General features: G+C 39.1%; 19 protein-coding genes, 1 tRNA gene and 1 pseudogene. 10 read left to right on the plus strand and 11 right to left on the minus strand.

Annotated elements, in window-relative coordinates; genetic code table 11:
- Complete coding sequence (locus BSEPE_RS04220; protein WP_231893483.1) at window positions 1-342, plus strand: HopJ type III effector protein; 342 nt, start codon at window positions 1-3, stop codon at window positions 340-342.
- Here BSEPE_RS04220 and BSEPE_RS04225 read toward each other — a convergent pair.
- Window positions 319-1227: a DMT family transporter gene (locus BSEPE_RS04225; protein WP_066044447.1), complete on the minus strand. Its 909-nt coding sequence runs from the start codon at window positions 1225-1227 to the stop codon at window positions 319-321. The two genes, BSEPE_RS04220 and BSEPE_RS04225, sit on opposite strands and share 24 nt — an antisense overlap.
- 8 nt (window positions 1228-1235) lie before the next feature.
- Window positions 1236-2213 carry a cupin domain-containing protein gene (locus BSEPE_RS04230; RefSeq protein WP_066044449.1) on the minus strand — a complete coding sequence of 326 codons (978 nt, stop codon included), beginning with the start codon at window positions 2211-2213 and terminating at the stop codon, window positions 1236-1238.
- A 61-nt stretch (window positions 2214-2274) separates the two neighbouring features.
- Here BSEPE_RS04230 and glyA point away from each other — a divergent pair, with 61 nt between their 5' ends.
- From glyA to radA, 3 genes are read left to right on the plus strand one after another with little or no spacing between them, the layout of a single operon-like run.
- Entirely contained in the window at window positions 2275-3528 is a 1254-nt protein-coding gene (gene glyA, locus BSEPE_RS04235) for a serine hydroxymethyltransferase (RefSeq protein ID WP_066044452.1), read from the plus strand.
- Window positions 3529-3532: 4 nt separating this feature from the next.
- On the plus strand, window positions 3533-3982 hold the full coding sequence (nrdR, locus tag BSEPE_RS04240; RefSeq protein ID WP_066044453.1) for a transcriptional regulator NrdR: 450 nt from the start codon (window positions 3533-3535) through the stop codon (window positions 3980-3982).
- 60 nt (window positions 3983-4042) lie between these two features.
- Entirely contained in the window at window positions 4043-5398 is a 1356-nt protein-coding gene (gene radA, locus BSEPE_RS04245; protein ID WP_066044455.1) for a DNA repair protein RadA, read from the plus strand.
- Between the two features lie 118 nt (window positions 5399-5516).
- On the opposite strand, the gene BSEPE_RS04250 is transcribed toward radA, so the two are convergent.
- The 4 genes from BSEPE_RS04250 to lptG form a co-directional block, all read right to left on the minus strand.
- Window positions 5517-5592: transfer RNA gene (locus BSEPE_RS04250), tRNA-His, on the minus strand.
- 85 nt (window positions 5593-5677) lie between these two features.
- Entirely contained in the window at window positions 5678-6268 is a 591-nt protein-coding gene (locus BSEPE_RS04255; protein ID WP_066044457.1) for a hypothetical protein, read from the minus strand.
- A gap of 22 nt (window positions 6269-6290) precedes the next feature.
- On the minus strand, window positions 6291-7808 hold the full coding sequence (locus tag BSEPE_RS04260; RefSeq protein ID WP_066044458.1) for a phosphoethanolamine transferase: 1518 nt from the start codon (window positions 7806-7808) through the stop codon (window positions 6291-6293).
- Window positions 7809-7810: 2 nt separating this feature from the next.
- Window positions 7811-8896, minus strand: coding sequence for an LPS export ABC transporter permease LptG (gene lptG, locus BSEPE_RS04265; protein ID WP_066044460.1), 1086 nt, complete (start codon window positions 8894-8896; stop codon window positions 7811-7813).
- Window positions 8897-9001: 105 nt separating this feature from the next.
- Here lptG and rfbA point away from each other — a divergent pair.
- Window positions 9002-9862: pseudogene (rfbA, locus tag BSEPE_RS04270) on the plus strand (glucose-1-phosphate thymidylyltransferase RfbA).
- Window positions 9852-10385, plus strand: a complete 534-nt coding sequence (gene rfbC, locus BSEPE_RS04275; RefSeq protein WP_066044463.1) for a dTDP-4-dehydrorhamnose 3,5-epimerase — start codon at window positions 9852-9854, stop codon at window positions 10383-10385. The pseudogene rfbA and the gene rfbC overlap by 11 nt, the downstream one beginning before the upstream one ends.
- 8 nt (window positions 10386-10393) lie before the next feature.
- Here the strand turns inward: rfbC and BSEPE_RS04280 are convergent, their stop codons facing one another.
- Both BSEPE_RS04280 and rfbB read right to left on the minus strand, forming a co-directional pair.
- Window positions 10394-11119 carry a glycosyltransferase gene (locus BSEPE_RS04280; RefSeq protein WP_066044464.1) on the minus strand — a complete coding sequence of 242 codons (726 nt, stop codon included), beginning with the start codon at window positions 11117-11119 and terminating at the stop codon, window positions 10394-10396.
- Window positions 11116-12174, minus strand: a complete 1059-nt coding sequence (rfbB, locus tag BSEPE_RS04285; protein ID WP_066044465.1) for a dTDP-glucose 4,6-dehydratase — start codon at window positions 12172-12174, stop codon at window positions 11116-11118. The genes BSEPE_RS04280 and rfbB overlap by 4 nt, the downstream gene beginning before the upstream one ends.
- A 114-nt stretch (window positions 12175-12288) precedes the next feature.
- Between rfbB and BSEPE_RS04290 the strand changes: the two genes are divergently transcribed.
- From BSEPE_RS04290 to BSEPE_RS07890, 3 genes are read left to right on the plus strand one after another with little or no spacing between them, the layout of a single operon-like run.
- Window positions 12289-12771 carry an FKBP-type peptidyl-prolyl cis-trans isomerase gene (locus tag BSEPE_RS04290; protein ID WP_066044466.1) on the plus strand — a complete coding sequence of 161 codons (483 nt, stop codon included), beginning with the start codon at window positions 12289-12291 and terminating at the stop codon, window positions 12769-12771.
- Window positions 12743-13402, plus strand: a complete 660-nt coding sequence (locus tag BSEPE_RS04295) for a class I SAM-dependent methyltransferase (protein ID WP_066044468.1) — start codon at window positions 12743-12745, stop codon at window positions 13400-13402. The genes BSEPE_RS04290 and BSEPE_RS04295 overlap by 29 nt, the downstream gene beginning before the upstream one ends.
- Window positions 13403-13412: 10 nt before the next feature.
- Window positions 13413-14768, plus strand: a complete 1356-nt coding sequence (locus BSEPE_RS07890; RefSeq protein ID WP_231893484.1) for an MBL fold metallo-hydrolase — start codon at window positions 13413-13415, stop codon at window positions 14766-14768.
- Here the strand turns inward: BSEPE_RS07890 and rsgA are convergent.
- From rsgA to BSEPE_RS04315, 3 genes are read right to left on the minus strand one after another with little or no spacing between them, the layout of a single operon-like run.
- Window positions 14754-15719, minus strand: coding sequence for a ribosome small subunit-dependent GTPase A (gene rsgA, locus BSEPE_RS04305; RefSeq protein WP_066044469.1), 966 nt, complete (start codon window positions 15717-15719; stop codon window positions 14754-14756). The two genes, BSEPE_RS07890 and rsgA, sit on opposite strands and share 15 nt — an antisense overlap.
- A 6-nt stretch (window positions 15720-15725) precedes the next feature.
- Window positions 15726-16004 (minus strand): hypothetical protein, encoded by a 279-nt coding sequence (locus BSEPE_RS04310; RefSeq protein WP_066044471.1) that lies wholly within the window; start codon window positions 16002-16004, stop codon window positions 15726-15728.
- Complete coding sequence (locus BSEPE_RS04315; RefSeq protein ID WP_066044473.1) at window positions 16004-17251, minus strand: M48 family metallopeptidase; 1248 nt, start codon at window positions 17249-17251, stop codon at window positions 16004-16006. Before BSEPE_RS04315 ends, BSEPE_RS04310 begins: the two co-directional genes overlap by 1 nt.
- Before the next feature lie 134 nt (window positions 17252-17385).
- On the opposite strand from BSEPE_RS04315, the gene BSEPE_RS04320 reads away from it, so the two are divergent.
- Window positions 17386-18609, plus strand: a complete 1224-nt coding sequence (locus BSEPE_RS04320) for an aspartate kinase (RefSeq protein WP_066044475.1) — start codon at window positions 17386-17388, stop codon at window positions 18607-18609.
- Window positions 18610-18611 lie beyond the last annotated feature (2 nt).

Here is an 18611-nt window from a genome sequence, read left to right on the forward strand (position 1 = left end):
ATGATGACACAAGAAGCATATCTAGAAGAATTAAGGTCAGGTGCGCAAATGGATTTTGCGGACTTAATGGTATTAATTGATGAAAATTTTGTGCATAATCCTACTGCCTTTACTAATGGTGATTTGCATAACGCAGCCGATGAAAATCAAGGCAGTGCAAAACTTTTTTGTTTCTCCGCCATCCATCAACTAACACCACTTGAAACATTACATTGTTTTGGTCAGTATTATCAAGAAGTGTTAAACGACCCTGAGGGCACCTCTCATCAGAATATCCGTAACTTCATCACTTACGGCTGGGAAGGATTGAAATTTAACTCACCAGTGCTGGTTAAGAAATAACCTTAGATTCAATCTGGAGGGTTTAAATTTTTTTGAGCCGTATTGGTAATAACTTAGACCGATTAGGACAAGTACAGTGCCACCTAATTGCGTAAGGGTTAAAGTTTCATTGTTAAGGAGAGCGCCTAGTAGTAGGGCGAATACCGGGGTTAACAAGGGAATAATACCAACGACTTTGACGCTAGCATGTTTAATGAGGTGGTAGTAGGATACAAAGCCAATGACGGAGCCAAATACAGCAAGGTAACCAATAGATAACGCGGCTTTTAGACTAACATCAGGCACAATAGCACCACTAAAAATCCATACAACAATGAATAATGGGACGCTGAATAGTAGGGCGCCAGTGGTGGTTTCTAGAGCAGAAATACTGGCGTTTAGGTGTTTGAGTTTGACAGAAATAAAAGACTGGAAAGTCATTGCCACTGTGACACCTAGTAGTCCGTTTACCAGGTCTTTGGTTTCGGATAGACTCTGTGCGAATATCAATATTAGACCTCCTAACCCCAATAATAAGCCAATTATTTTATTAATTGTAAAGAAAGAATCTTTAAGTAGGACGGATGCAAATATGCCTGTTATGATTGGCGTTAGTCCAAATACAATAGAAATAACCCCGGAAGATAAGCTTCGTGCTGAGTAGTACACCAAACTCATTGTCACAAATATACCGAGTCCTGCATAAATATAATTCCAAATAGCGGCTGATGAAGTAGAGAGTTTTTGCTTTTTAATGAATAACAACCCTAAACAAATTCCTAATCCAACTATCATTCTTACTGTTACTCCAAAACTATCACTTGTACCCAGCGTCGACCAAACAATCGCAAGTGGTGTTGTTGACCAAATTGCAACAACAGAAAGGAAAACAAGATAAATTGGCATAATAATTTTTAGTCTGCAATCCTTACTTCACCATTGAGGTAGCATTTTTCTTTTAATGAAGGTGCTGCCCTTTTAATTTTGGCAAATTTTGAGGCAGGATGCATTACAAGAGAAGAATTAGGGTTTTCATATTCAAAATCTTGGAGGATTTTTACATCATTTGTATCAGGTGTTGTGACAAATCGAGCAAACTCATCCTCGCTAATATCTAATATTTTTTGTGCTTGCTTGATGGCAGAGTTAGGAATAAAGGCAGGGTCTTGATTTTCTTGCCATTGTGGGTCTTGATAATAGGTATTTTCTAATTTAGTAGGGCAAGGCTTTTCTATGAAATCGTACATTTCTTTAGCACTATAAGCACGATAACCAAAGGATAAGGTAGTGCAATTATCATCTAAACTAACGCCGTGGTGTGCAACTTTTGGCGGGATATATAGAACATCACCAGGTTCAACATCGAAGGTTTGTTCGGGGATAAATTCGGACATAATCCTAAGCGGGGCGTTGTCCAAGTAATTATCCATTTCGCAATTTTTACTACTGAGTTGCCAGCGGCGTTTGCCACTGCCTTGTAATAAAAATACATCGTAATAATCGAAATGGGGGCCAACACTGCCGCCAGTGGCTGCGTAGGAAATCATTACATCGTCGAAACGCCAGCGGGGGATGAAATCGAAGTGCTGAATAAGGCTGTGGATGTCGTCAATGTACCGGTCGACACCTTGAACCAAAAGTGTCCAGTCTTTTTCTGGCAAGTTGGCGAAGTCGCATTCGTTAAATGGACCCGTGCGTAGTGACCAGTCTTGTGATTGAATTGAGCCAGTGATTAGACGCGACTCAAATTCTTCTTCGAGTGCCAAACCTGCTAATTCGTCAGCAACAAGAGGGGTAATGAAATTAGGCAGAGCCTGTTTAATGAGCAAGGGTTTTTTCTGCCAATATTCGCAGAGGAATTGTTGCTGAGAGATTTCTTGAAAATGTATCATTGCTCCATTTTAATTTAGTTTTTCAGTTAAAATAATTGTATTCAAAATAATAGGAAAAATCATGTTTAAAAAAACTGACACATTAGCCAAAGTTGATAGCGATATCGCCAATGCAATTGCCAAAGAAGAGGCTCGTCAAGAAGCGCATATTGAGTTGATTGCAAGTGAAAATTACACCTCTGTTGCAGTAATGGAAGCGCAGGGGTCGCAGTTGACGAATAAGTATGCGGAAGGCTATCCGAAAAAACGATATTATGGCGGTTGTGAGCATGTAGATGTGGTTGAACAGTTGGCAATTGACCGTGCTAAAGAATTATTTGGTGCAGATTATGTGAATGTGCAACCACATTCTGGTTCACAGGCAAATGCGGCAGTTTTTCAAGCATTATTAACACCGGGTGATACGATCTTAGGTATGAGTTTGGCGCATGGTGGGCATTTAACACACGGTGCAGCGCCGAGTTTTTCGGGTAAAAATTTTAATTCTATTCAATATGGTTTGGATGAAAGCACGGGCGAGATTGATTACGCACAAGTGGAGACACTCGCCAATAAGCATCAGCCGAAAATGATTATTGCAGGTTTTTCAGCTTATTCACGCATCGTTGATTGGCAGCGTTTTAGAGACATTGCCGATTCAATCGGTGCGTATTTAATGGTGGATATGGCACATGTTGCAGGCTTGATTGCGGCGGGTGAGTATCCATCTCCAGTCGGCATTGCGGATGTTACAACAACAACAACACACAAAACTTTGCGTGGTCCTCGTGGCGGTTTGATTTTAGCCAAGTCTAATGCGGAAATTGAAAAGAAACTCAATTCTGCAATTTTCCCAGGTATTCAAGGTGGGCCATTGATGCATATCATTGCTGCTAAAGCAGTGAGTTTTAAAGAGGCAATGACAGATGAATACAAACACTATCAAAAACAAGTAAAAGTCAATGCGCAAGCCATGGCAAATACTTTTATTGAGCGTGGTTTTGATGTAGTTTCAGGTGGTACAGATGACCATTTATTCTTAGTCAGCTTTATTAAACAAGGGCTGACGGGGAAAGCCGTTGACGCCGCATTGGGCAGTGCACACATTACTGTTAATATGAACGCTGTGCCGAATGATCCACAGTCGCCGTTTATCACTAGCGGCATTCGTATCGGCACGCCAGCGATAACTACTCGTGGTTTTGGCGAAGCAGAGTGCAGGGAGTTGGCGTTAATGATGTGTGATATTTGTGACGATTTAGACAATCAATCGGTCATTAACAAAGTTAAGGTTAAAGTTGCAGAGCTTTGTGCCGACCATCCAGTTTACGGCTAATTAAGTGCGCTGCCCTTTCTGTCAATCTGATGAAACCAAAGTTTTAGACACGCGTTTATCTGATGATAGAGCACAGGTGCGTCGTCGTCGAGAGTGTAGCTCTTGTGGCGAGCGTTATTCAACACGAGAAATATTCGATTTAAATCTGCCAAGATTGATTAAAAAGGACGGTTCGCGTGAGACCTTTGATGAATATAAACTTCGTTCTGGTCTGCTTAAAGCCTTAGAAAAGCGTAATGTTAAAGCTGAGGATATTGAAACTGCGGTGCACAATATTATTCATAAGCTAACCATTCAATCTGAAAATGAAATTCATTCCAAAGTGCTTGGTGAATGGGTAATGGATGCGCTAAAACAACTTGACGAAGTAGCATATATTCGTTTTGCTTCTATCTATCGCCAATTTCAGGATGTTGAGGCATTCCGAAAAGAAATCGATAAACTAATGAAGTAAGTCTATTATGCGATATTTTTTTAAATTTTGTTTTTTATTAGACCAAGGTGTTTTTAGGTAATGGCAAAAACTAAATCTGAATTCGTCTGTCGAAATTGTGGTGCATCGTACCCTCAATGGGGTGGACAGTGTTTGGAGTGTAAAACTTGGAATACTTTAGAGGAAGTGTTCAAATCTACTTTGTCAAAATCAGAAATCCTGCAAGGTTTACCCTCTTCAAAAGTACAAAAACTCTCTGAAATTAAATCCGAAAGCAAACCTAGATTGACGACAGGGTTGAGTGAACTTGACCGTACTTTGGGCGGGGGCTTGGTTGATGGTTCGGTGGTGCTAATCGGCGGCGACCCAGGCATTGGCAAATCCACACTGATTTTACAAGCGATGGCTGCCATCAATAAAGAGCATACGGCTTTATATGTCAGTGGCGAGGAGTCAGCGCAGCAAGTTAGCGATAGGGCGGTGCGTTTAGGTATTACAGAAGATGTGTTGCTTTTAAACGAAACCCATTTAGAGAAAATCATCAAACTTGCCAAACAAATTAAACCTAAAGTCATTGTTATTGACTCCATTCAAACCATGATGACAGATGGATCAAGCTCCGCGCCGGGGTCCGTTACTCAGGTGCGAGATTGTGCTGCACAACTAACTCAATATGCCAAACAAACGAATACCATTTTATTCTTGATTGGGCATGTTACTAAAGGGGGTGCGCTTGCAGGGCCTAGAATTTTAGAGCATATGGTCGATTGCGTGCTTTATTTTGAAGGCGATGCAGGTGGGCGTTATCGCATCATCCGTGCTGTTAAAAATCGTTTTGGTGCCGTCAATGAAATTAGTGTCTTTGCGATGGGAAAAACAGGCTTACAACAAGTGGAAAATCCATCTGCAATCTTTTTGTCTAACCAGTCCAAGCCGTTGCCTGGCTCAATGGTAATGGTGACGCGTGAGGCTACCCGCCCTTTAATGATTGAGTTGCAAGCCTTAGTTGACCAGTCAAATGGCAACCCAAAACGCGTTTGTGTTGGACTTGATCAAAACCGCCTCGCCTTACAGCTTGCCATCCTGCACAAACATGGCGGTATCGCAACCTTTGACCAAGATGTATTTGTCAATATCGTTGGCGGTATTAAAGTTAATGAAACCGCATCAGACCTAGTGGTTATGCTGACTATTTCATCAAGCCTTAGAAATAAAATCATCCCTAAAGATTGGATTGCCTTTGGTGAAGTTGGCTTAACAGGCGAGGTTAGACCTGTTTACAATGCGGTAGAGCGCTTGGCAGAAGCACAAAAACACGGCTTCAAAGTCGCCATTATCCCCAAAGCCAACACCCCTAAAAAACCTATTAAGGGCATTAAAGTTATTCCCGTGGAATACCTTTATCAAGCGCTGCAATATATGGCTGAAAACAACTAAAGTTAAATGTATTTATGTACACTTGGTGCTTAATTACTTAAATGGTATTAAAGTTTAATTTTATTGTCTAGCTAAAATAAAAAACCCTCTGAAAGCAGTGGCTATCAGAGGGATAATATGGGGCGAGAAACGGGGCTTGAACCCGCGACAGCCGGAATCACAATCCGGGGCTCTACCAACTGAGCTATTCCCGCCATAAACTGGGTGGTAAAAACAATGTGTGTATTTTAACCATAACAGTCAAAGGTTTGTAAAATATTTCAACTTTTCTTTAGCGTGTTATAGGGGTGGGCTTAAACGCAGGGTTTTTAAGCGGTAGGTAACTTTTTTATTGCGGATTAAGGTGGGGATGTAGTGTTGTTTCCTAGAAAAATAGACTTCTGTTTCTCCATCTGCACTAATGATTTTTATTGTATCTTCGCTATTGTGTTTTCTTGAATAGTGTTTTTTGCTGATTCTTTTGCCATTATTTAATAAAAAGTAAAAATCCTTTTTATGGGGATTTTTTTCTAGAGCGTTACTAATGGCTAAGGTTTGGTTGAGTGGGTCAACTTGGTTTTTTTCTAGTTGAATGTCAATGTCTTTTTTTATTGTGTCACCATCACGCTCAAAATTTTGATAACGCTGTGATTGAACGCCAAATTGATCAATACTAAAAGTAGACTTTGAGCGAATTTGATAGTCTTTAATTAAGGCAATCAAACCTTTGGTTTGTGCATTTAGCGTGTAGGTATAGATATTATTTTCTTTATTTAAAACAATATGCACATCGGCAATTTCAAAGTCTGACACTGCCAAAGTATAAATCGCAGTATGTGGTTTGAGTGCTAACACCGAAGTGGAAAGCATTAATAATATTAAAAATTTCATAGCAGTATTAAGGTATTTTTATTTAAAAAAGGTCTAGCTTGTTATTGTAAACATTGGTTTTAACTCTAAACAATCCCAATAAAGAGTGAGAGATATTATCATGAGATAAAGGCTCGTCAATAGTGGCAGATTTTTCATTGCTAAACCAGGCTAACATTGGTACATGCGTTTGCTCCTTGGGGGCAATTATATAAGGTAGTCCGTGGAGGTATACGCCTTTTTCTCCTAAAGATTCACCATGGTCGGAAGCGTAAAAAACAAAACTGTCTTTGTAGTTGTCTTGCATTAATTGAATCGTGCTGTCAATAAGGTAGTCGGCGTAGAGAATGCTATTGTCATAAGCGTTATCAACTTCTTTGTTACTGCATTTTTCTGGGGTATTTTCGCAGACGGGTGTGAATTTTCCGAACGATTTTGGGTAACGACGGTAGTATCTTGGGCCATGAGAGCCGAGCGAGTGAAGTACAATTAAGACGCTAGAATCGTATTTGTCAATAGTGTCTTTTAGGGTATCAAGCATACTGATGTCAAATTTGTTTTCAGCGAGTATGTTTTTACTTTCGATGCGCTTGCAAACACCTTTACAACTGGAATTGTTATCTATCCAAATGACTTTAACGCCAGCTTTTTGTAAGATATCAAGGGCATTAGATTGGTTGTCGGCTTTTTGTGGTGAGTAGTTATCTTTGCTTAGTATTGAGAACATGCATGGCACGGAATAGGCGGTAGAGGTGCCACAAGAAGCAACATTGCTAAAGTTCACTAAAGGGCGTTTTGAGAGTAAAGGGCTGGTGTCTTTTTGATAGCCGTTTAGTGCAAAGCGATCAGCTCTGGCAGTTTCTCCAATGATGAAAATACCCACAGTTTTTCTTTGATTATCATTAATGATAGCATCACTGCCAATCACCTTAAAGTCTTCAGCCGTGCTGGCAAAGTAGGTTTTATTAACATAAGAGTGCATAGAATCAATCACATACAATGGATTGACAAAATAGCGTAAATCTCTATTCTCTCTACCAAAATAAGTCAAATATTTTGCATTAAACCAAATCATAACAATGCAAACCACGACCACAATAAGCATGGTTACAATTCTATTTTTACTTTCTACGAGGAAAGGTTGGCGTTTGATTTTCACGATCCATAACAATACAATCGGCACAAGCCCAAAGATTATTAAATGTATTATTAACGGCATAGAAAGTAATTCTAATGCCTCTTTGGTGTTATTTTCTTTTAGGTTATCAACGATATTAGTAATCATAAACCGGTCGAATACCACACCAATTTTAGAGAAATAACCAATGATGGCAGATGCCAATAGCAGAATAGTTAAGGATATTTTTAGGGTGATTTTGTTACTAAATAATGCCAATATGACATACAAAATTGCGAAGAATAAAGCGCCAAAGCCGAGGGCAAATCCAAATCCAGAAGCCTCAAAAAAATCAATTCTTTGAAATAATTTATCCCAAAATACAAAATTATCAAAGACAATGATAAAGCTACAAGTTAATAGCAATAAGCGATTGACAGACATATTTACACTCCTAAAGATTTTCTTCTAAGTAGCAAGTAGGCAATAGCCAGTGCCACCAAGGTCGGTGCAGACGCACTAAACAGCGGGTCGTAATTAAAACGCAATGATATAACACCACCAAGGCGAGATGATAACTCAAAGAACAGACTGATAATAATACCCAAAAATATTTTTTTACCTAAAGTTGCATCACGCAATGAGCCAAAGATGAACAACATTGACAACATCAGCATTACCATCAAGGTCACAGGTCTAATAATGCGTTTGTACAATTCCACCTTAAAAGCCTCAGAAGTGAGACCATTACCGTCTAAAAATACTATGTATTTATATAGCCCTAAAGCAGAAAACTCTCTTGGTTCTTTCTTCAAGGTGTCAATGAGACTCTGGTCAAAAGCGATATCAATATTGTAGTTTCGGTGGTTTTTGGACTGAATTTTAGTAAATTCTCCCGCTTGTTTTAACTGGTAATGCTTGACCTTCTCTAAGTTTAATTGATTTCCATCGAGCGTTGCTTTATCTGCGTGTAACACTGCATCCAAATGATGCTCCTTGTTTGTTTGAATTAAAGTCACATTGCCAAATCTGTGACCATCAAAATTCTTCTTAACATTAATAATGGTGTTACCATCTTTTAGCCAAAAACCTTGACGACTGACAGCAGAAGTATTTCGTCCCAATAAATTATCCCTGTAAGATTTAGCATATTCCGTAGCAGTTGGCGCAACAAGCTCACCTAACAATGTTGCTATAAAGATAAAGAATAAAGCTGCCGATAGTGTTTTTGTTGCAATTTGCAGAATGGAGGTTCCGCTACTTCTAACTATGATTAATTGAGAAGTTGAGGTTAAGTGCCCTAATCCCAGTAAACAACCTAATAATATAATTGTAGAAGCGTGTGAGTAGGCTATTGAAGGTAGTTCTGCTAGGACATAAATTACTGCTGAAAAAGTCGTATAATTATGCTCTCCAATCAAACTTATTTCATTAATAAATTGAAAAAATGTATACACACTCAACCACACTAGCATTACACCTAAAGTATAAGTCAAGAGTGTCTTAGCAATATAAGTATTTATGATTTTCACAAAATGAATTTTAGTTTATAAGCACTATGTAATTAGGTGTTTTTTTTGATATTTAACGCCGAAGGCAAAGAAAATAAAAGAAAAATTCATTATTAATACGCATTTATGAAAGGAATAATACTCGCAGGCGGCTCTGGTACGCGTCTCTATCCACTCACTAAGACGCAGTTGTTACCAATTTACGATAAGCCGATGATTTATTACCCACTGTCGATTTTGATGTTGGCGGGGATTCAAGAGGTGTTGATTATTTCCACACCTGAGGATTTGCCGAGATTTGAGCAGTTATTGGGCGATGGGTCGGATATTGGCATGCAACTGAGTTATGTGATGCAACCGAGCCATGATGGATTGGCACAGGCGTTTATTCTGGGCAAAGATTTCGTTGGTAATGAGGATGCTTGTCTGATTTTGGGCGATAATATTTACTACGGTCATGGACTACCGGAGATGCTGCAATCTGCGGTCAATAACGCTGCAAATAATATTGCTACTTACCATGTTCACGGCCCAGAACGCTATGGTGTGGTTGAATTTAATGAGCAGGGCACCGCACTCAGTATTGAAGAAAAACCCGAGCATCAGAAAAGTAATTATGCGGTAACTGGCTTGTATTTCTACCCAAATGATGTGCTGAAAAAAGCCACTAAAGTTATACCATCCGACCGTGGGGAATTGGAAATCACCACTATTAATCAAATGTATTTAGAAGAAAGTAGATTGCGTGTTGAGTTGATAGGCAGGGGCTACGCCTGGCTAGACACAGGTACTCACGAAAGCCTGCTTGAAGCTTCAACTTTCATTGAAACCATTGAAAAACGACAAGGTTTGAAGGTCGCTTGTATTGAATAAATTGCCTTTGAAATGGGTTATATTAACAAGTCTCAATTACTAAAACTCGCCGAGCCTTTAGCAAAAAACCAATACGGACAATATCTTATAAAACGCGCCAACCATGCAGTTTGAGCGTCAATCCATCCCCGATGTTATTCTTATAAAGCCGACAATTTATGGCGATGATCGTGGTTATTTTTCTGAAACTTTTCGCCAAGATTTACTTGATAAAGAGCTCAGTACTCCCATTAATTTTATTCAAGACAACGAATCCAAATCCAGTAAAGGCGTTTTGCGTGGCTTACATTATCAATTGCCTCCCTATGCTCAAACTAAACTTGTTCGTGTTATTGAGGGATGCGTACTAGATGTTGCTGTTGATATTCGTAAAGACAGTCCAACCTTTGGTCAGCATATTGCCATTGAACTTAACGCCGAAAACAAACACCAGCTGCTAATTCCCCAGGGTTTTGCCCACGGTTTTGTTGTTGTTAGTGATACTGCCACTTTTGCCTATAAAGTTGATAATTACTATGCCCCTGATTATGAACGAGGTATTGCTTTTGATGACAAAAGTTTAAACATTGATTGGCGCTTGCCTATCGGTGAGTTAAAACTTTCAGATAGGGATAAGTCCTACAAACCCTTTAACTAAAAATAAAATTAAGCCCTCCAGTGTTCTGCGATCCAAGGGGAGGGTTGAATGTGACGATACCATTTACCAGAAATGCCTTTAATAGCTTCAGGTGGATTGGGAAGTCCGTGAAAGAGAATAATTTTTGCGCCTTTAGGGATGCTTGGCGCCTGAAACCAAGACTTTATCCATGAGGGGCAGCAACGATATTTAAAGCTGGGTACCCATTCATCTGCCCAGTATTTGAGTTGACCAATTTTGTTGATTTCTCGAGAAAGATAGGCTTGTTCGTGGCGAACTTCATTTTTTACTTGGTCTGAATGCTGTTCAAAATAACTAAGAATTTGTGGGTATTGCCCGATTTCAAAACGAAAAACTGAGGAGTTTCCTTCAATTTTATTCGGGTTCTTTTTATCATGAGCAATAAAGAAATCACCTTTAACGCTAAAGAAATCATCGATATTATCAACAATCAAGACATCCAAATCTAAGAATAGGGTTGCGCCTGTAAGCCCGCCAAAATTATCCTTAAAAACCGTGAGTTTACGCCAACCTCTCTCGGGGGCATCGACGGGCAAATCAAGCTCTGGCAAAGATTGGATTGTTACCTCATCACGCATGCCAGCCCCATCATCGGTAAAACAAACAAATTGAAAGGGCAGTGATAAATGGCGTTCAACCATTCCATACAGTCGATTGACATAATCAGCGGGGAACTTGTTACCCCATTTCATACAGATGATATTGACAGTCATTGTACTAAACCCAATCGTTCACCTTGGTAACTGCCATCTTTAACGCGGTCGCACCAGAGGCTATTGGATAGGTACCATTCAACGGTTTTTCTGATACCAGTAGCAAAGGTTTCATCGGGGGTCCAGCCAAGCTCTTTATCAATTTTACTGGCATTGATAGCGTAACGCACATCATGACCCGCTCTATCATCCACATAAGTAATCAAATCTGCATAAGGTGTGTCTTTTGGTACCATTTCATCCAATATGTGACAAATTGTTTTTACAACTTCAATATTTTGAAGTTCATTATGTCCACCGATGTTATAGGTTTGTGTAATTTCCCCTGTTAGGGCAACGCGTAACAATGCACGCGCATGGTCATCAACATACAGCCAATCTCTAATTTGTTTGCCATTTCCGTAAATCGGCAATACCTTTCCTGCTAACGCATTCAAGGTTATTAACGGAATCAATTTTTCAGGAAATTGATAAGGTCCATAATTATTAGAGCAGTTAGTAATCACAGTTGGTAGTCCAAAAGTTCGTTGCCAAGCACGCACTAAATGGTCAGAACTGGCCTTGGCAGCGGAGTATGGAGAACTTGGAGCATAAGCTGTTTCTTCAGTAAACAATGCATCTGGTTCATCTAAATCCCCGTAAACCTCATCGGTAGAAACATGATGAAATCTAAAATCAGATTTTTTGTCATTTGCGAGTGTTGCATAATACCGCCGTGCTTGCTCTAATAAGACATAAGTCCCTATAATATTTGTTTGTATGAATTCATCAGGTGCGTCAATCGACCTGTCTACATGCGATTCTGCTGCAAGGTGCATAATAATATCTGGCTGGTGTTGGTCAAAAACGCGTTTAACTTCACTTTTGTTACAAATATCCACTTGTTCAAAAGCATACCTATTACTATTTTCAATAGAAATCAGCGATTCTAAATTTCCTGCATAGGTAAGTTTATCTACATTGACAACACTGTGTCCAGTATTGTCAATAATATGTCGTATGACTGCAGACCCTATGAAACCTGCCCCACCTGTAATAAGGAATTTTTTATTCATAGTTTTAATTTTAGTTTATTTTAATGGGTATGTATGCTTTTTAAATATCATAATCTAAAAAAATACAGCGTTCTGTTATAATTAACAAATTAATACAAACTTAAAAGGTAAGAAATGACTGTAAAAAATGATAAGGTAATTGAGATGCATTACACATTAAAGAATGATGCGGGAGAAGTGATTGATACATCAAAAGGACAAGATCCAATGCCGTTTTTACAGGGGCATGCAAATATTGTCCCTGGGCTTGAAAAGGCAATTGAAGGTATGAAAGTTGGTGAGTCTTGTGAGGTAAGTGTTGAAGCCAAAGATGGATACGGTGAATTTCATCAAGAAGGTGTGCAAAAAATCCCATTAGAAGCCCTACAAGGTGTGCCTGACTTAAAAGTAGGAATGGAGTTACAGTCGCAAGATGCGCAAGGCAATCCGTTTATTGTCGTGGTTAAAGCCATTGATGACGAAATGGTGACGGTGGACGCTAACCATCCTTTGGCAGGACAAACGCTGCATTTTAGTGTTAGTATTGAGGCAGTGCGTGAAGCAACAAAAGAGGAGTTGGCGCACGGACATGTGCACAGTAGGGCTTGCTCACATTAGCACTTGCCCGTTATGCTATTCCCAAGATTTGTCGTCTTACTATGAAGATAAAGATGCAAAATACTTACAATGTTTTGAATGTGAGCTGGTGTTCGTTCCAGCGCAATATCATTTACATGAAGTAGATGAAAAATTACGCTATGATGCCCATCAAAACAACCCCGATGATGAGCATTATCGTGTATTTTTATCACAAGTATTTGATCCAGTAATAACCCACATTAAGCAAGGCGCCAAAGGTTTAGATTTTGGTTGCGGACCGGGTCCAACGCTGTCTGTTATGTTTGAGGAGCAAGGTTATCAAGTAGATTTGGTTGATAAATTTTATGCAATCAATACCAAAGTGTTTGAGAAAAAATATGATTTTATTACTGCAACTGAAGTAGTGGAACATTTGAAGGCACCAAGATTTGAGTTAGATAGACTGTTTACTATGTTGAAAAAAGGCGGGGTATTGGCATTGATGACCCAGCAAGTGACAAAAAAAGTTGTTTTTTCGGATTGGTATTATAAAAACGACTTAACACACATTTGTTTTTTTACCGAAAAAAGTATGCGCTATTTGGCGCAACAATGGGGTTCAAAAATTGAGTTTTACAGGGATAATGTTGTTTTGTTTATTAAAGATTAAGCGTGGAATTATGTTGAAATGTATTTTAATGATGGCTGTGGCGTTTACTATGTTAAATGTGCAAGCAGGCTTTGGTGATTGGTTTTCAAGCGTTAAAGTAGATAAATCAGTAGTAAAAGATGAAGTGAAAATTAAGCCCAATAAACCTACCAAGCGAGCTTTGGTAAATATTAATACCGAAGAATTGTTAAAAATATTAGATAGGGATCCAAGCGTGTTGTTGATTGATGTGCGTGCCCCCTCTGAAATTAAGTACACGGGCAGAATTGATCGCGGGCAGAATATGAACATTATGCGCGGTTGGATTGAAATGCAGATTGCACAACAAGTTGAAGATAAAAACACGCCAATCGTGGTCTATTGTGGTTTGAATTTACGCTCCCCGCTTGCTGCACGAACCTTGATGGACATGGGGTATACCAATGTTAAAAATTATTCCGATGGTTTTGTCACTTGGAAAAAACAACAACACCCAGTTTGGGTGAGTGACTATGAACCTAATAGTATTTTGTATCGCAAGCCAGTTAAAGTGATTGAAAATGTTTATAGTGCCATAGGTGCGACACAGCCGCCAACTTATGAAAATTCAAACCATAACAATAATTTATCTTTTATCGTTACTACTAAAGGGGTTTTGGTTTTTAATGCAGGGGGTAGTTATTTGATAGCGAAAGCCATGCATGAGGAAATTAAAAAAATTACCAATCAGCCTGTGCGTTATGTCATACTTGAAAATGCTCAAGGTCACGCGATTTTAGGCTCAAATTACTGGAAAGAGCAAAACAATGTCACTATTATTGCACACACAAAAGCGGATGAAGAAATTCGAAAACACGGCGACGATATTTTAGCTCGTGCTATAAAAGTACACAAAGATAAAATGGCAGGCACACAAGTCATTCGTCCAGATATCACCTTTGACGACTCATTTGTAGCGTCCATGGGTGATACCGATATTCGACTATTGCATATTGGCGCCTCACATTCTCCTGATGATATTCAATTATGGTTACCGCAAGAAAAATTGCTAATTAGTGGTGATACAGCGTTTAATGAGCGGCTATTGCCAGTATTTCCACATACAGATGTGGCGGCGTGGATTAAAACTTGGGAAAAAATAAAGGTATTAGCGCCGAAAATTATTATCCCTGGTCATGGTCATCCAGCTGATTTAGAGACCGTGACTAAGTTCACTAAAAATTATTTAGTTTATATGCATAACCAAGTTCAAAGTGTCTTAGAAAAAGATGGAGATTTAACCGATGCTTACAACATTGACCAATCTGCTTACCGAGACTGGGGTACTTATCGTGAGCTACATCAACGCAATGCAGCCCGTATTTTTAAACAATTAGAGTTCAATTAAATTTAGATAGCTCTCATAGCGTTTGACATGAATAGCAGATGATTTTATTGCATCCTTAATAGCGCAGTTTGGTTCGTTAATGTGGGCACAATTTCGAAATTTGCATTGACCAACGAAGGGTTTAAATTCTTTGAAACCTTGAAGAATTTCTTGATTACTGAGATTGTCTAAATGGAATTCACGAACACCAGGGGAGTCAATCAAGTCGCCCCCTGAGGGAATATGGTAAAGGGTGGTATTTGTGGTAGTGTGTTTACCAAGTTTGCTTTTAACAGAGATTTCATTGACTCGTAGGTTTAAATCGGGTATCAATTCATTGATTAAAGAGGATTTCCCAACACCCGACTGCCCTAGAAAAATATGGGTTTTATCATTGAGTTGTTGCTTGAATGCCTGTGTGCCGATTTGTTCTTTAACGCTTAAATAACTGACTTCGTAGCCGATGGATTGATACATTGAAAAATCGGTTTTAACTTGCTCTATGTTATCGCTAAGCTCAATTTTGTTAACTATGATGCGGATGGGTAACCCCCCATTTTCCGCAACAACCAAATAACGATCAATCAAATCAAATTGATAATGCGGTTCAATCGCAACCACTAGCCAGAGCTCGTCAATATTGGCAGCAATAAGTTTGTGCGAACGCTCTAAAGTGTTGTCTCGTTTTAACAGAGCGGTAACAACACCAGTATCATCGTCATTCATTTGAAAAACCACTTGGTCTCCAGCAACAGATAAATCAATATTGCGTCTGGCAGTGCATTGAATCAACTCATCCGACTCATTTTCTACTAATAGGCGCTGACCATAGCGGGTGATAACTAGACCTGTTTGCGCTTCGGCGTTGTTGTTTTCTAATGTTTCAGAATTCTCGGCAACACGATTAACTCTAGCGATTCGTTCGGCTTGAATTTTTTCAATACGCCATTTTTGCCGCCTGGTTAAACTCAAAGGGGCTTAATGGAACTTGTAGTAAGTTTTGTTCAAGAAGTCGACAACGGCTTTTTCTTCCTCTGGAAACCAACCCGTACTAAAGTTTTGAGCGCAGCGACTAACTTGAGCACCTAGATTGGAAATACTGTGCATTTTACTATTACTACGCGTATAAAACGCTTCATCATGTTGAATCATATGACAGCCCACACAAGACTCTTGGTGTAGCTCTTTACCTTCGCCTTCGTCGGAAAATGCAGTGCCGGATAACAAAATAGCAGTTATTAACAATAGTTTTTTCATTATTTAGACCTTCTTAAATGGTTGATACGAATTGACGCATTTGGGTGTGAATCATGAAATGCTGAGTATAACCTATCTGGCGTTAAGGTTGAGGCATTGTCGCGATAAAGCTTAACTAGACTAGAGATTAAATCATTGGCATTTGTGTGTTTGGCGGCAAAAGTGTCCGCTTCAAATTCGTATTTTCGTGAAAAAGCACTACTGATTGGAGTGATAAAAAAACTAAACAATGGCACAGACAAACTAAATAAAACCAAAGCAGAATAATTACTCATTTCACTAATGCCTAGCCCATGAAAAAACCAAGGTTGGGTAATTAAATAACCCAACAATGCCAGACCTAATAAAGTGGTTAGAAAGGAGATTATCATTTGTTTGCGTACATGTTTATGGTGAAAATGCCCTAATTCATGCGCCAAAATTGCCTCTACTTCTTGCTCTTCCATGCCTTTGAGTAATGTGTCAAAAAAGACAATGCGTTTGTTTTTACCGATACCAGTAAAGTAAGCGTTGCCATGTGATGAGCGCTTAGAACCATCCATGACAAACACACCATCACTTTTAAATCCTGTGCGTTTTAACAGATGATCAATTTTGGCTTTTAAGACTGGATTATCTAAGGGCTTAAACTTGTTAAAAATCGGTGCGATGAATGCAGGATAAAGCCATAACATCAATAAGGAAAACCCTGTTAAAACAAGCCAAACATAAAACCACCAATAGCGACCCATCTCATCCATTAAATATAAAATTACATATAATAGCGGTAAACCAATCGCCATCATCAGCATAAAGCCCTTAGCCATATCACCAATCAAAGTGCTAAGCGTGGTTTTATTAAAGCCAAATTTTTCCTCTAAAACAAAAGTACGGTATAGACTAAATGGCAAATCAATTACTGTGCCAATCAGCATTAAACTAATGATAAATCCAACGCCAGTATAAAGTGTATCTGCCGTCACAGAGCGCCAAAATTCATCTAGCCATTCTAGTCCTCCACCTAGAGTCCAACCCAGTAAAACTACGATTGAAAAAAGAATTTCCAAGTTGTTAATTTTTAATTTAGCACGGGTGTAATTTGCTGCTTTTTGATGTTGCGATAAGGTGATTTTTTCTGCAAACTCCTCGGGTATCTCGGTAAAGGAGTCTTGTACAGATTTTGCTTGTCGACTATTGAGCCATATCATTGTTAGCACATAGGAAAACGCAGCAATTAAAAACAGTAAAGTAAATAGGTTGAATTGCATAAGTTAGTATTTAATAGTCATCAAGATTGTTGACCCTAATTTTACTGTTTTATTTTTTATAGGTTTGATTTTTTTTATTAAAAAAATGCGTTAGTAAAGTATAATCTAGGAATTATTTTATAAATTTATTGCTCGTGGCGTTAATCGTTCAAAAATATGGTGGCACTTCAGTAGGCTCGGTAGAGCGAATTCAAGCGGTTGCTAAAAAAATTAAAGCTTTTAGTGAGAAAGGCGATCAACTGGTTGTTAGTGTTTCAGCAATGAGCGGTGAGACCAATCGTCTGACTGAAATCGCTCAAGAAATACAAGATGTGCCGTCTTTGAGGGAGATGGATGTATTATTGACAACGGGTGAGCAGGTGACGATTTCTTTGCTTTCAATGGCATTGCAACAGCTTGGTTGCGATGCGATTTCTTATACCGGTTCACAGGTGCGTATTACTACCGATAGTGCGCATGGTAAGGCGCGTATCAAATCTATTGATGACCATCGCATTCATGCCAGTTTGGGTGCAGGTAAGGTGGTGGTGGTTGCAGGGTTTCAAGGTGTAGATGAAGAAGGGCATATTACCACACTTGGTCGCGGGGGGTCTGATACCACTGCAGTGGCTTTGGCGGCAGCGCTAAAGGCGGATGAATGTCAGATTTACACCGATGTAGATGGGGTTTATACTACCGACCCTCGTATTGAGCCGAATGCCAGAAAAATGAATACCGTGAGTTATGAAGAGATGCTAGAAATGGCATCGCTTGGCTCAAAAGTCTTACAAATTCGCAGTGTAGAATTTGCATCAAAATATAAAGTACCATTGCGCGTATTGTCGTCACTGATTGATAATCCGACGGGTACATTAATTACCAGCGAGGAAAATATTATGGAAAAAGCTATTATTTCAGGAATCGCACACAATAAAGATGAGGCAAAACTCAGTTTGATTGGTGTGCCAGACAAGCCAGGCATTGCGTTTAAAATTTTGAAGCCGATTAGTGAGGCAAATATCGAAGTTGATATGATTGTGCAAAGCGTTTCTGCGCGTGAAGGGTTGACGAATTTTGCCTTCACGGTGCACCGTAATGATTTTAGTAAAGCGGAAGAAATTTTGCAAAAAGTTTGTAAAGGTTTAGATGCAAAAGCGGTTCAGTCTGATGATAATGTCGTTAAGGTATCATTAGTAGGTATTGGAATGCGTTCACATGCGGGTATTGCGACGCAGATGTTTGAGATATTGCATGAAGAAAATGTGAACATCCAAATGATTTCCACTTCTGAAATTAAGATTTCAGTAGTGATTGATGCAAAATATTTAGAGTTGGCAGTGCGTTCATTGCACGCTGCATTTGAATTAGATAAGGAATAGAG

Source organism: endosymbiont of Bathymodiolus septemdierum str. Myojin knoll (assembly GCF_001547755.1).
GTDB lineage: Bacteria > Pseudomonadota > Gammaproteobacteria > PS1 > Pseudothioglobaceae > Thiodubiliella.

Bases quoted from the DNA above. Each gene is read 5' to 3' on its own strand.
- BSEPE_RS04220 (WP_231893483.1), top strand. From the start codon at position 1: ATGATGACACAAGAAGCATATCTAGAAGAATTAAGGTCAGGTGCGCAA.
- BSEPE_RS04225 (WP_066044447.1), bottom strand. From the start codon at position 1,227: ATGCCAATTTATCTTGTTTTCCTTTCTGTTGTTGCAATTTGGTCAACA.
- BSEPE_RS04230 (WP_066044449.1), bottom strand. From the start codon at position 2,213: ATGATACATTTTCAAGAAATCTCTCAGCAACAATTCCTCTGCGAATAT.
- glyA (WP_066044452.1), top strand. From the start codon at position 2,275: ATGTTTAAAAAAACTGACACATTAGCCAAAGTTGATAGCGATATCGCC.
- radA (WP_066044455.1), top strand. From the start codon at position 4,043: ATGGCAAAAACTAAATCTGAATTCGTCTGTCGAAATTGTGGTGCATCG.
- BSEPE_RS04255 (WP_066044457.1), bottom strand. From the start codon at position 6,268: ATGAAATTTTTAATATTATTAATGCTTTCCACTTCGGTGTTAGCACTC.
- BSEPE_RS04260 (WP_066044458.1), bottom strand. From the start codon at position 7,808: ATGTCTGTCAATCGCTTATTGCTATTAACTTGTAGCTTTATCATTGTC.
- rfbC (WP_066044463.1), top strand. From the start codon at position 9,852: ATGCAGTTTGAGCGTCAATCCATCCCCGATGTTATTCTTATAAAGCCG.
- BSEPE_RS04280 (WP_066044464.1), bottom strand. From the start codon at position 11,119: ATGACTGTCAATATCATCTGTATGAAATGGGGTAACAAGTTCCCCGCT.
- rfbB (WP_066044465.1), bottom strand. From the start codon at position 12,174: ATGAATAAAAAATTCCTTATTACAGGTGGGGCAGGTTTCATAGGGTCT.
- BSEPE_RS04290 (WP_066044466.1), top strand. From the start codon at position 12,289: ATGACTGTAAAAAATGATAAGGTAATTGAGATGCATTACACATTAAAG.
- BSEPE_RS04295 (WP_066044468.1), top strand. From the start codon at position 12,743: ATGTGCACAGTAGGGCTTGCTCACATTAGCACTTGCCCGTTATGCTAT.
- BSEPE_RS07890 (WP_231893484.1), top strand. From the start codon at position 13,413: ATGTTGAAATGTATTTTAATGATGGCTGTGGCGTTTACTATGTTAAAT.
- BSEPE_RS04310 (WP_066044471.1), bottom strand. From the start codon at position 16,004: ATGAAAAAACTATTGTTAATAACTGCTATTTTGTTATCCGGCACTGCA.
- BSEPE_RS04315 (WP_066044473.1), bottom strand. From the start codon at position 17,251: ATGCAATTCAACCTATTTACTTTACTGTTTTTAATTGCTGCGTTTTCC.